Here is a 12,649-nt window from a genome sequence, read left to right as displayed (position 1 = left end):
GATGAAACATTCTATTAAAAGATTACCCTTTGAATGGCTGGATGAAATCATCAACCTTGCGGCGGAATGTATTGTTGTGGTTGATCATGAGGGGAAAATTCTCTATATCAACCCGGCGTACTGTGACTTTCTTAAAAAAACAGAGGAAGAAGCGATAGGAAAACCCGTTCAGGACGTGATTGAAAACTCGAGAATGCACATCGTGGCAAAGACGGGGCGGACAGAGGCTGCCGCTATTCATCCGATTAACGGCAGCGAAATGATCGCCAACCGGTATCCGCTCTATGTGAACCGGCAGCTTGTAGGAGCGGTCGGAACCGTTATGTTCCGCAATCCGCAGGAATGGATGGATTATTCAAGAAAAATTAAACCACTCCTCAATGAACTCAATTACTACAAAAATAAATACGAGAAAGAGCTTTTCAGTAAATACCACTTTGGCGACTTGATTGGAAACAGCTCTCTTTTTATGGAAGCGAAACGGCTGGCTGAACGGGTATCTGACAGCCAATCGGCCGTTTTGCTTTTAGGAGAATCAGGCACGGGAAAAGAGCTGTTTGCCCACGCCATCCATCAGAACAGCCGCCGCAGGTATGCTCCCTTTCTGCGCGTCAACTGCGCCTCGATCCCAGAGCATTTGTTTGAATCAGAAATGTTCGGATACGAAGACGGCGCTTTTACGGGGGCAAAAAAAGGCGGGAAAAAAGGAAAATTCGAACTTGCGCATCAAGGAACCATTTTCCTTGATGAGGTAGGTGATATGCCGCTGCATATGCAAAGCAAAATCCTTCGCGTACTGCAGGAGAAAGAGATAGAGCGGATCGGCGGAAGAAGCCCGATCCCAATAGATGTACGAGTGATTGCGGCGACACACCGAAACCTCGAAGAAATGGTCCGGGAAGGAGACTTCCGGCAAGACCTCTATTACCGACTGAATGTGATCAAAATTCAAATCCCGTCCTTAAGAGAGCGCATAGAGGATGTTGTGCCGATCGCAGGGCTTCTATTAAAAAAACTTGAACGGAAATTTGGCTTTGATGGCTTGGAGCTTTCTAAAGAAGCAATTGCAGTGCTTCAGAGCTATTCTTGGCCGGGAAACATACGAGAATTGGAAAATGTCTTAGAACGGGCTGTCAACGTCCTCGACGGCAAACGAATCGAACCGAAACACCTGAATCTGGCTCCTGAAGATCCACCCATCCAAAGAACAATCAAAATTCGGGAATATCAATCTATACGTCCATTAAAAGAGACAATCGCTGAGGCAGAAAAAAACGCGATCATCGAGGCGCTTGCCGCAGCAGACGGCAATAAAATAAAGGCAGCAAAGCTATTAGGCATAGGAAAAACAAGCTTATATGAAAAATGCAAAGCCTATCAAATTGAGCAGGCATAAAAAAACACACTTGCCCCGCCCGGGAATCAAGTGTGTTTTTCTGTTCCTTATTTCCAAACATCGTTAGCGATCTCAACAACATGGCGCAGCTTCGCCCATTGCTGTTCCTCGGTCAGCTTGTTGCCTTCCTCAGTCGAAGCGAATCCGCATTGCGGGCTCAGGCACAACTGATCTAGGCTGACATAACGGGAAGCCTCCTCGATACGGCGTTTCACGTCGTCCGGATGTTCAAGCTCACCGAATTTAGATGTCACTAAGCCTAGGACAAGCTGAAGATCAGAGCGTTTCACATAACGGAGCGGTTCGAATCCGCCTGAGCGTGAATCATCATACTCTAAGAAAAGCCCGTCCAGATTCAAGCCGTCAAAAATGGTTTCCGCCGCCGCATCATAACCGCCTTCAGCTGTCCAAGTGGACTGGAAGTTGCCGCGGCAAATATGCATGGTAATGGTCATATCATCCGGACGGTCGGCAATTGCGTCATTGATTGACTTCGCAAACAGCTGGCGAAGCTCGTCAGGCGTTGTTCCGAATGCTTCCACTTGTTTCAAGCCTTTTTCAGATAAGAAAACTGCCCATGCCGTATCATCAAGCTGGAGGTAGCGGCAGCCTCTGTCATAAAACGCTTGAATCGCTTTTTTATACGCTTTTGATACATCATGCTGGAAAAGAGCATAATCGTTTTTGTATGCATCCTTTTCCAATCTGCCGCGGAAAAAGAGCATATTCGGACTTGGAATTGTCATTTTTGGCGTGGCATCACCAGCGATGCCATGTAAAAATGAGTAATCTTCGAGCATTGGGTGATTTGAGAAATCAATATCGCCTGTTACTTTGATGCCGCGTGCTTTTGTCTGCACATTATGGAACTGGATACCCTGTTCAGGTATAAACGGCTCAACGCCATCCAGATTTTCAAGGAAATCAAAATGCCACCACGCTCTGCGGAATTCCCCGTCTGTCACGACGTTCAGGCCGGTTTCTTTTTGTTTTTCCACAATGCGGATGATTTCATCGTTTTCAATCTGGCGAAGCTGTTCGGCAGTGATTTCGCCGGCCGCCTTTTGCAGCCGCGCTTTTTTGACGGGCTCAGATCTCAGCAGGCTTCCGACTTGATCCGCGCGAAACGGCGTTTTTTTTCTCTGAAGCGATTGTTTTTGTTCTGCGGGTGTTGTTTGCTGTGACATGTGTTCATTCCTTCTTTCCATTCGAATATAAAAAAGCTCTTCCTTTGGATAAGGAAGAGCTTGCGTGAACAATCTCAACCTTATCTTCTAGAGCAAAAATCTGCTCTAAAGGATTTAGCACCATTCTGTTAAACAGCGGTTGCCGGGTATCGCAGGGCCAGTCCCTCCACCTCTCTTGATAAGGAAAACCTTTTTATGAAATTTTCTGATAGTATCTATTATTCACACATTTCTCTTTTCTGTCAATGATAGATTATTTCCACACATCATTGGCAATGTCGGCCACATGACGGAGCTTCGCCCACTGCTGCTCCTCAGTCAAAAGGTTTCCTTCTTCTGTTGAAGCGAAACCGCACTGCGGGCTGAGGCACAGCTGATCCAGGCTGACAAAGCGCGCAGCTTCGCTGATTCGGCGTTTGACATCCTCTGGGTCCTCAAGCTCTCCATATTTGGATGTAATCAAGCCTAAGACAATTTGCAGATCCTTGCGTTTGACAAAGCGAAGCGGGTCAAAGTTTCCGGAGCGGTCATCATCGTATTCCAGGAACAAGCCGTCAAGATCTAAACCGTCAAGAATCGTTTCCGCTACAGCGTCATAGCCTCCTGATGCGGCCCAAGTCGAGCGGAAGTTGCCGCGGCAGATGTGCATCGTGACCGTTAAGTCGTCAGGACGGTCCGCCACTGCATCGTTAATCGTTTTGGCAAACAATGCAGGCAATGTTTCCGGATCACCGCCGAGGGCACGGACAACCTCTCTGCCTTTTTCTTCAAAGAAGAGAGACCATGACGTATCATCGAGCTGAAGATAGCGGCAGCCCGCATCATAGAAAGCGTTAATCGCTTTTTTGTACGCCTGGGCCAGATCATGAAAATATTCCTCCTGATCGGAATACACGCCTTGATCAGCTTTTTCACCGAAAAACAGCATATTCGGGCTCGGAATCGTCAGCTTTGGTGTCGCGTCACCGGCAATCTTATGTAAAAATTGATAATCGGCAAGCGCTGGGTGGTTCGTAAAATCAAGTTTTCCCGTCACTCTGATGCTGCGTGCTTTTGTTTTCGCGTTATGGAACTGAATTCCTTCAGCGGGGATGAACGGTTCCACTCCGTCGAGCCCTTCCAGGAAATCGTAATGCCACCAAGAACGGCGGAACTCTCCGTCGGTTACGACGTTTAGGCCGATTTCCTTTTGCTTTTCGACAATGCGGGTGATTTCTTTATTTTCAATATCACGAAGCTGTTCTGCCGTGATCCCGCCTGCCGCTTGTTTTTGCCGCGCCTCTTTTACTGGGGCGGATCGTAATAAACTGCCGACATGATCGGCGCGGAAAGGAGCTTTCTTCTGTTTTTCTGATTTATGTGAAGCAAGGTTTACTTGTTGAGCCATATCATTCGCCTCTTTTCTAAAATGTTTGCTGCATGAAAAAAGCTCTTCCTTTGTGTAAGGAAGAGCTTGAATGATCAAATCTCTGCCTCATCTGCAAGAACGCGATGTTCTTAAGGATTTAGCACCATTCTGTATAAAACAGCGGTTGCCGGGTATCATAGGGCCAGTCCCTCCACCTCTCTTGATAAGGTAAATCTTCATATTGGATTTTCAATTATCTTAATATTATTATTTTTGCATGAATTGTCAACAGCTTTTTAGAAAAGACTTGTCTTCACCGTCATACAATACCATATCCAGCACAATCGCGATGGCTTTGCAAATCAGCACATCTTCCCATGTGCAATCTGCAGGCGATACGTATCACCCCAGCTGAGCCGCTTTTTGCTGACTGACATCCGTTCATTCTGGCCATAAATGTGAAAAGCATCTTTAAACGAAAAAATCCGTTGTTTCATCAATCATTCGATCATTACTGAAGTCTCCTTTTGTTTGGGTAGGTTTCAGGAATAACGAAAAGGCTGCATATATCTGCAGCCTTTTCATTTTATATGGTATGTCTTAGGAAAGATGCATCCGGCGTTTTTGGCGGATGGCGTCAAGGTCGATTAGGTTATTATGATGAGGAACGGGTGCAGGAAGAGGGCTTGTCTTTTGCGGTTTTCGTCTATTGTCTTTGCTGAATGAAAAGAGAAGATAGCCACATAATGCGATGATAATAAATAGGATCATTTTACATACCTCCCAAAAAAAGTTTTGGTATTCTCTATTGTACGGATAAAACGTCTAAAAGTATTCAAAAAATTCTAAATCAAATAATAATAAATGTGTGTTCCTCAAAAATTCTTTTCGCCCATGACCTGAAAATAGTCTTACATTAAGCTGGTGTTTTTCCTTTTGATTGGTTCTATAGTTACTATCGACGTTAAAATGAATTCCTTTATATAACTTTTAACCTAAATTTCTGTAATTCAAATTAACTATATATGGATAATGTGTTCTTCTTTGTTTGATGTATACCCTATTTTGAGGAATTGAACACAAAAAACCCAAATTACGGAGCATTTGGGCGGAAATTTGGAATGGTTGGCTGATTTGAGGGGAGTCCGGCGAAGGGTCAGAAAAAGCGTTTGAACATTCTTCTTATTTTTTTAAATGGGTTTGATCGTTTTGTTTGCATTTTGAGCGGGCGGGAAATCATCCATTTTTTGAACAGGCTTTTTGCGGCAATTGTGTTCTTCATCTTTGCATTTCCTCCTCATCCGTTGATAGTTGTTTTACGGACAGAGCTTTTAAAATGTTTCATTTTCACGCAAAAAAACCAGTCCTTTTTTGGACTGGTTTTTCAGCTTACGCCTGTTCTTCAAACAGCTTTGCAATCTCAACGATGACATTTACGGCTTTGACCATGTTGTCGGCTGAGATGTATTCAAATTTGCCGTGAAAGTTTTCTCCGCCGGTAAAGATGTTCGGCGTTGGGAGTCCCATATAGGAAAGCTGCGAACCGTCCGTGCCGCCGCGGATCGGAGAGATTTTCGGTTCGATGCCGAGGTTTTCCATCGCTTGTTTGGCAGTATTGACGATTTCGATGACAGGCTCAATTTTTTCCCTCATGTTGTAGTATTGATCGTTCATATCAAGCTGAATGCGATTTTGTCCGTATTCGTTCTGGAGCTCTTCAACGATGCGCTGCATGGTTTCTTTTCTGTTTTGGAAGATGTTTTTGTCAAAGTCTCTGATAATGTAGTGGAGCTTGGTCTCTTCTACATCTCCCTGAATGGAAAGCAGGTGATAGAAGCCTTCGTAGCCCTCTGTATATTCAGGTGCCTCATCTGCCGGCAGCATGCTGTTCAGCTTCATTGCGATCTTCGCAGAGTTGACCATTTTGCCCTTTGCCGTGCCGGGATGTACATTGTTGCCTTTGATCGTGATTTTCGCCGCGGCTGCATTGAAGCTTTCATATTCAAGCTCACCGAGCGGGCCGCCGTCAACGGTATAGGCAAAGGAGGCATTGAATCGCCCAACATCAAATTTGTGCGGGCCTCTGCCGATTTCTTCATCAGGTGTAAATGCAACTCTGATGGTGCCGTGCTTGATTTCAGGATGTTTGATGAGATAATCCATGGCTGTCATGATTTCGGCGATGCCAGCCTTATTGTCAGCGCCGAGAAGGGTTGTACCGTCTGTGGTGATCAGGGTGTGGCCTTTGTAGCCCGACAGTTCAGGGAATTGATCAGGCGATAGGATGACCTGCAGCTTTTCGTTGAGCGTGATGTCTTTTCCATCGTAGCTTTCAACGATTTGCGGATTTACATTTTTGCCGGTAAAGTCTGTGGCGGTGTCGACGTGGGCGAGAAAGCCGATCGTCGGCACGTCTTTGTCAGTGTTGGAAGGAAGGGTCGCCATGACATAGCCGTTTTCATCAATGGCTGCATCCTGCATGCCGATTGACTTCAATTCATCGACAAGCATGTTTCCTAACGTCAATTGGCCGGGTGTGGAAGGGCAAGTGTCGGCGGATTCATCGGACTGTGTGTCGACCTTTACGTATGTAGTAAACCGTTCAATGATTTCTTCTTTCATTTCCAATCATCTCCTTTGTTTTATTCTACCATGCCGGGATGAGAGATATCTAATTCACAATGCCGTTTCGAATGGCAAAAACGACTGCCTGAGTCCGGTCTTGGGCATTGCATTTTTGCAGAATTCGATGCACATGGGTTTTGACGGTGCTTTCACTGACAAAAAGCTTGTCGGCAATATCCTCATTTCTCAAGCCATAGGCCATTTGCTGAAGAACCTCAAGCTCTCCTTTGGTAAACGGCTCTGCCAGCTCTTCAGCATGAGGCTGTTGCTTTGCAGCGGAATGTCTCACTGATGATTTTAGCGGCTGCCTTCAAATACGTATTCTTCATTGTCAACGGTCGTTAAAATGACGATCTTTGTATCTGGGTATGGACATAATGTCTTTCGCCGCTTCGATACCTGAGCAGAACGGCATTTGGACATAACAGCAACAGCGGGCAGTTTCCCAGGCTTTACAGTTCTTTCCCGGTACATCGATATAATAATAAGAATAAATACAATAAAAATATATGGGCAGTTCTTAAAAAATAAAAGGGCATATTCTCGCTGAAAGATCTACCGAATTAATCACAAGGGTTTAAGATGAAATATGAAGAAACTATTAATAAACGATTAAACTTCTTAAAAATGGATGTAGCCCGGTTCTAAACACTATATAATAAAAACAGGTCATTTTTTAGGAGGGTTTACATCATGGCAATACTTGTTACAGGCGGCGCGGGATACATCGGAAGCCACACATGTGTGGAGTTATTGAACAGCGGCTATGAGATTGTCGTTCTTGATAATTTGTCCAACAGTTCAGCTGAGGCGCTGAATCGTGTCAAAGAGATTACGGGAAAAGAGTTAACGTTCTATGAAGCGGATCTATTGGATCGGGAAGCGGTAGATTCGGTTTTTGCAGAAAACGAGATTGAGGCTGTGATTCATTTTGCGGGTTTAAAAGCAGTCGGAGAGTCTGTTGCGATTCCGCTCAAATATTATCATAACAATCTCACGGGAACCTTTATTTTATGTGAAATCATGGAGAAATACGGCGTTAAGAAAATCGTATTCAGTTCTTCCGCAACGGTATACGGCGTACCGGAAACGTCACCGATTACGGAGGACTTTCCATTAGGTGCAACAAACCCTTATGGACAGACGAAGCTCATGCTTGAACAAATTTTGCGTGATTTGCATACGGCTGACAATGAGTGGAGCGTTGCCCTGCTGCGCTACTTTAATCCATTCGGCGCGCATCCGAGCGGACGAATCGGTGAAGATCCGAACGGCATTCCAAATAACCTGATGCCATATGTGGCACAGGTAGCCGTTGGCAAGCTGGAGCAGTTAAGCGTATTCGGAAATGATTATCCGACCAAAGACGGGACAGGCGTACGCGATTATATTCATGTCGTCGATCTCGCAGAAGGCCACGTCAAGGCGCTGGAAAAAGTATTGAACTCCACCGGAGCTGATGCATACAACCTCGGAACAGGCACGGGCTACAGTGTGCTTGAAATGGTCAAAGCCTTTGAAAAAGTATCAGGGAAAGAGGTTCCGTATCAATTTGCGGACCGACGCCCCGGAGACATTGCCACCTGCTTCGCAGATCCTGCAAAAGCCAAGCGGGAACTGGGCTGGGAGGCAAAAAGAGGCCTTGAAGAAATGTGTGCCGATTCTTGGAGATGGCAGTCTTCGAATGTGAATGGGTATAAGAGTCTGAAATAAGAATGGAGGCCTTCTCAACAGAGAAGGCCTTTTTTAGAGAACAAGGGTGCCTGTTAAGGCACCCTTGTCTGCTATTATTTGATTTTCACAATCACATCATTGCTGAATTTGAGTTTCCAAGTTCCTTTTGCATAAGCTTCCTTGTCGACTTCAAAAGCTTTCACATCTGTTACTTTAATATTAGGATTTAGATCACTCAATATTTTAGAGTTATCAACTTTTGTCTCAGTTGCATAGGTTGAAGAAGCATCAATATCAGAATCATAAGAAGTGCCATCACCATCAACCAATTTAGCAGTTGGAATTGAAAAAGAACTTATCGGCTTTTTGGATACGTTTTTAATTGTATATTGAACAGCTACAATAGTACCTCCATCAGATGCTTTCTTTTCAATATATTGAGTGCCAACAGAATCTCTGTCTTCTACTTTTGTAACTGTCACTTCAGTTTTCTCAGTCTTAACAGTATCACCGATATTGTATGTTTTTTCAGTTTCAGCTTTGCTGCTGCTTGATGTTTTGGAAGTGGCTTCTGAATCGCCTCCGCCGCCAATAACATTACCGATAATAATGATGACAACAACTGCCAGAATAAACGTAATAATTTTATGTCTCATAAAAAAGTTACGCTGATCCTTACCACAGTTAGGACATTTTTTTACACCTTTTGCAATTTCTTGACCGCAAGCTTTACAAGGGACTAGTTTTCCTGCCATTATATTTCCTCCTATGTCATTAAATACACAAAACATATGTACTATAATGCCTATATTATTTCACTTAGTCAATACAAAATTATCAATTTATTATATTATTTATCATTGTTAGCTATATTTTCTTGTGAAAATATATGCTTATTTTCTTATCGTCTATATGATTCATATGTTAATAGCTAATTTGTATTTTCTTGAATTTTAACTTGCACTTAAATCTCCGCAAATACCCCTTGAACCAATTTGCTCAGTCCCTTATAATGCTAATATTGGAAAGTGAAAAGGATATGCTAAAACATTGGTTTTCTAGGGTTCCGCAATGCATATTGGCCTGTGACCGAGAGAAAACACATAACAGTCTGGCTGTTATGACACGGTGGGATAAAAGCCCAGGAGTTTCTGCTCTTTTGCGAGAGCGTACTCCTGGGTTTTTTTGTTGATACTATCTGAAGAAGGAGTGTTCTGTGATGAAAAAGAAAATGCTTGATGTGCTGATGCTTGTGATTGGCGCTTTTTTCTTCGCGCTTGCTGTGAATTTATTCGCGATTCCCAATGATCTTGGGGAAGGCGGCGTTACGGGGATTACGCTGATTTTGTATTATGTGTTTCAATGGTCTCCCGGGGTGACAAACTTTATATTAAACGCTTTTCTGCTATTGATCGGATATAAATTTCTCGACGGGAAAACCACGGTTTATACGATTATCGCCGTGGCAGCAAACTCGCTTTTTCTGCATTTGACACACGGGTGGAGCACACCGTCTGATGAGCTGATCATTAACACGATTTTCGCAGGGGTGTTTGCGGGTGTCGGGATCGGCATGATCATTCGGGTCGGCGGCACAACAGCCGGTTCCGCCATCTTGGCCAGAATTGCCAATAAATATTTAGATTGGAATATCAGTTACGCCCTGCTCTTTTTTGATTTAATTGTTGTCTTCAGCTCTTATTTTATTATTGGTGCGGAAAAAATGATGTTTACGATTGTGATGCTGTATATCGGAACAAAAGTGATGGACTTTATTATTGAAGGCCTGAATACGAAAAAAGCGATTACTGTCATATCGGAAAATAAAGGTGAGATTGCCGAGCAGGTTAATACGCTGATGGATCGGGGCGTCACCATTTTATCAGGAAAGGGAAATTATACGGGCGAGTCAAAAGAGATTTTGTACATCGTCATTAACAAACAGGAGCTTTCTATGCTGAAGAAAATCATCAGAAGCTGTGACAAAAAAGCGTTTGTGATCGTTCATGATGTGCGCGATGTGTTTGGTGAAGGGTTTGTGGATATTTCAAAATAAGGAGGTCCCTCTGCGCAGACGCAGAGGGATCTATTTGTTTAGAACCATTGCTTCTGTATCGCGCTTTATTGCCGTTGCTGTAAACGAAAGAGGGCCATCTAATACGAAAAGAAGCTGGAGAACATGTGCATTTCGCCTTATACTGAAAATACATATCCTTACATAGGAGAGGAGACCATATGAAGTCGCTGCTGGCTATTTATCCCGGTTCGATTGTGTCTGACAAGCTTTGTACAAAGGAAGACTGCTTGTGTTTTTTTGATGAAAACAGTCAGAAATATATCTCGATCCCAAAAACGGAGATCAGCCAAAAGGAGGCATTGCTGCTTCAGTCATTTTTAACGCTAGCGGAAGAGGCAGATCACATGTCTCTCAAATCGCCGGAAGAAAACAGGTGGTTTGCGTTTCTATTCTCGCAAGGAGAAGTGCCGCCGAATATCAAGAAGAGGACAAGGTTCATTCATTTTCATTTGATCGGCAAAACTGAACGGGCATCATTTGCGGAAGCGATGCGCCATTTTTGGCCGGTGTCTTTTGTGATCGTTTGGATGCATGAGGACAGAGGCGTGATTGTCGAGCAGGAAAGTGAAGCGGCAGCGGGGAAAGACGAATTGGAGTCGCTCGCCAGGGTTCTTGAAAGTGATTTCTACTTCAGTGTCCGTTTTTACGCTGGAAGGTTTTATGAAACAGATGAGCGCTTACGAAAACATTATGCCCGTGAACAAACGTATTTTCTATTCGCTGAAAAGCGGCTGCCGCAGGTTCAGCGTGTGACGTTTGATATCATGTTCCCTTTTTTATTATTGGAGGAAGAAAAGGAACAGCTGAAATCACTGCTTAGTGAAGAAGCCGAGCTATTATTTGAAAATGAACCTGAGCTGAGAAAAACAATCAAGCTGTTTATCGAAAACAGCTCAAACGTGACATTAACAGCGAAAAAACTGCATCTGCACCGCAACAGCCTGCAGTACCGGATTGATAAATTTATCGAGCGGTCAGGAATAGACATTAAAACATATACAGGCGCTCTGCTTGCGTATTTTATCTGCCTGCAAAGCGAAGGTTCAGAATAAACTGGAAATATGCACGAAAACGGCCGTGTGATTTTATGAATGCTGCCCATTTCAGTGTCGGATAAATGCTGATACACTTGATTTAAGAAAGCGTTTACAATAACAAAGGGGGATGTTAGATGGCTGAATTGCGGATGGAGCACATTTATAAATATTATGATCAGAAGGAAGCGGCGGTAGACGACTTTAATCTTCACATTGCGGATAAGGAATTTATCGTATTTGTCGGCCCGTCCGGCTGCGGCAAATCAACGACACTGCGGATGGTCGCAGGACTTGAGGAAATTTCGAAAGGCGATTTTTATATTGGAGGAAAACGGGTAAATGATGTGGCGCCAAAGGACAGGGATATCGCGATGGTGTTCCAGAACTACGCGCTCTATCCGCATATGACGGTATACGATAATATCGCATTCGGACTGAAGCTCCGCAAAATGCCCAAGCCTGAAATCAAAAAAAGAGTGGAGGAAGCCGCTAAAATTCTCGGGCTGGAAGAATATTTGCACCGCAAACCTAAAGCGCTCTCAGGCGGGCAGAGACAGCGGGTTGCGCTGGGAAGGGCGATCGTGCGGGATGCAAAGGTATTCTTGATGGATGAGCCTTTGTCAAACTTGGATGCAAAGCTTCGGGTGCAAATGAGAGCGGAAATTATTAAACTCCACCAGAGGCTGCAAACCACCACGATTTATGTCACGCATGATCAGACAGAAGCATTGACGATGGCGACTCGGATTGTGGTTATGAAGGACGGCAAAATCCAGCAGATCGGGACGCCGAAGGATGTTTACGAATTCCCTGAAAATGTATTCGTTGGCGGTTTTATCGGGTCACCAGCGATGAACTTTTTCAAAGGGAAGCTGTCTGACGGCACAATCAAAATCGGTTCTTCCGTGTTGAGTGTGCCGGAGGGGAAAATGAAGGTGCTTCGTGAAAAAGGCTACATTGGCAAAGAAGTCATTTTCGGCATCCGCCCTGAGGATATTCATGATGAATTGATTGTCGTGGAATCGTATAAGAGTTCTTCAATTAAAGCGAAAATCAATGTTGCGGAGCTGCTGGGGTCTGAAATCATGATTTATTCGCAAATCGATAACCAGGATTTCATTGCGAGGATCGACGCCCGTCTCGATATTCAGTCAGGGGATGAGCTGACAGTTGCGTTTGATATGAATAAAGGGCATTTCTTTGACAGTGAAACTGAAATCAGAATCCGTTAAGCTGGAGAACCGGACATGGAGCGATGTCCGGTTTTTTGCATTCCCTCTCTATCTCAAGGTTTACAGCAAAAAC

General features: G+C 44.1%; 10 protein-coding genes, 4 pseudogenes and 3 riboswitches. Of the genes and pseudogenes, 5 read left to right on the top strand and 9 right to left on the bottom strand.

Features of this window, described 5'->3' with window-relative positions:
* The first annotated feature begins 1 nt into the window (after position 1).
* Positions 2–1,396 carry a sigma-54 interaction domain-containing protein gene (locus tag AU387_RS06530; RefSeq protein ID WP_059335376.1) on the top strand — a complete coding sequence of 465 codons (1,395 nt, stop codon included), beginning with the start codon at positions 2–4 and terminating at the stop codon, positions 1,394–1,396.
* Between the two features lie 47 nt (positions 1,397–1,443).
* On the opposite strand, the gene AU387_RS06525 is transcribed toward AU387_RS06530, so the two are convergent.
* From AU387_RS06525 to AU387_RS21945, 8 genes and pseudogenes are all read right to left on the bottom strand, one after another.
* Positions 1,444–2,583 carry a 5-methyltetrahydropteroyltriglutamate--homocysteine S-methyltransferase gene (locus tag AU387_RS06525; RefSeq protein ID WP_059335375.1) on the bottom strand — a complete coding sequence of 380 codons (1,140 nt, stop codon included), beginning with the start codon at positions 2,581–2,583 and terminating at the stop codon, positions 1,444–1,446.
* Positions 2,584–2,660: 77 nt separating this feature from the next.
* A riboswitch (SAM riboswitch) is annotated at positions 2,661–2,768 on the bottom strand.
* Between the two features lie 68 nt (positions 2,769–2,836).
* Positions 2,837–3,970 (bottom strand): 5-methyltetrahydropteroyltriglutamate--homocysteine S-methyltransferase, encoded by a 1,134-nt coding sequence (locus AU387_RS06520; RefSeq protein ID WP_059335374.1) that lies wholly within the window; start codon positions 3,968–3,970, stop codon positions 2,837–2,839.
* Between the two features lie 84 nt (positions 3,971–4,054).
* A riboswitch (SAM riboswitch) is annotated at positions 4,055–4,161 on the bottom strand.
* A 55-nt stretch (positions 4,162–4,216) separates the two neighbouring features.
* Positions 4,217–4,383: pseudogene (locus AU387_RS21065) on the bottom strand (LURP-one-related/scramblase family protein); the annotation flags it as partial.
* 148 nt (positions 4,384–4,531) lie between these two features.
* Positions 4,532–4,810: pseudogene (locus AU387_RS21950) on the bottom strand (hypothetical protein).
* A 277-nt stretch (positions 4,811–5,087) separates the two neighbouring features.
* Complete coding sequence (locus AU387_RS22180) at positions 5,088–5,213, bottom strand: hypothetical protein (RefSeq protein WP_010332428.1); 126 nt, start codon at positions 5,211–5,213, stop codon at positions 5,088–5,090.
* Positions 5,214–5,320: 107 nt separating this feature from the next.
* Positions 5,321–6,553, bottom strand: coding sequence for a peptidase T (pepT, locus tag AU387_RS06515; RefSeq protein WP_044160020.1), 1,233 nt, complete (start codon positions 6,551–6,553; stop codon positions 5,321–5,323).
* A gap of 49 nt (positions 6,554–6,602) precedes the next feature.
* A pseudogene (locus tag AU387_RS06510) lies at positions 6,603–6,977 on the bottom strand (response regulator transcription factor); the annotation flags it as partial.
* A pseudogene (locus tag AU387_RS21945) lies at positions 6,977–7,111 on the bottom strand (hypothetical protein); the annotation flags it as partial. The pseudogenes AU387_RS06510 and AU387_RS21945, both read right to left, overlap by 1 nt.
* 138 nt (positions 7,112–7,249) lie before the next feature.
* On the opposite strand from AU387_RS21945, the gene galE reads away from it, so the two are divergent.
* Complete coding sequence (gene galE / locus AU387_RS06505; protein WP_059292229.1) at positions 7,250–8,269, top strand: UDP-glucose 4-epimerase GalE; 1,020 nt, start codon at positions 7,250–7,252, stop codon at positions 8,267–8,269.
* Positions 8,270–8,343: 74 nt separating this feature from the next.
* Here the strand turns inward: galE and AU387_RS06500 are convergent, their stop codons facing one another.
* Complete coding sequence (locus AU387_RS06500) at positions 8,344–8,886, bottom strand: DUF4352 domain-containing protein (protein ID WP_125825422.1); 543 nt, start codon at positions 8,884–8,886, stop codon at positions 8,344–8,346.
* Positions 8,887–9,277: 391 nt separating this feature from the next.
* Positions 9,278–9,380: riboswitch (guanidine-I (ykkC/yxkD leader) on the top strand.
* A 69-nt stretch (positions 9,381–9,449) separates the two neighbouring features.
* On the opposite strand from AU387_RS06500, the gene AU387_RS06495 reads away from it, so the two are divergent.
* From AU387_RS06495 to msmX, 3 genes are all read left to right on the top strand, one after another.
* A complete protein-coding gene (locus AU387_RS06495; protein ID WP_003218811.1) occupies positions 9,450–10,286 on the top strand; it encodes a YitT family protein in 837 nt (278 codons plus the stop codon).
* 179 nt (positions 10,287–10,465) lie between these two features.
* On the top strand, positions 10,466–11,359 hold the full coding sequence (locus tag AU387_RS06490) for a PucR family transcriptional regulator (protein ID WP_059335226.1): 894 nt from the start codon (positions 10,466–10,468) through the stop codon (positions 11,357–11,359).
* A gap of 119 nt (positions 11,360–11,478) precedes the next feature.
* Positions 11,479–12,576, top strand: a complete 1,098-nt coding sequence (gene msmX / locus AU387_RS06485) for a maltodextrin ABC transporter ATP-binding protein MsmX (protein ID WP_059292232.1) — start codon at positions 11,479–11,481, stop codon at positions 12,574–12,576.
* Positions 12,577–12,649: the final 73 nt, after the last annotated feature.

Source organism: Bacillus halotolerans, from assembly GCF_001517105.1.
In the GTDB taxonomy this organism is placed as follows: domain Bacteria; phylum Bacillota; class Bacilli; order Bacillales; family Bacillaceae; genus Bacillus; species Bacillus halotolerans.
Note: the sequence above shows the minus strand (reverse complement) of the source record. Positions and strands in the feature narration are given on the sequence as shown.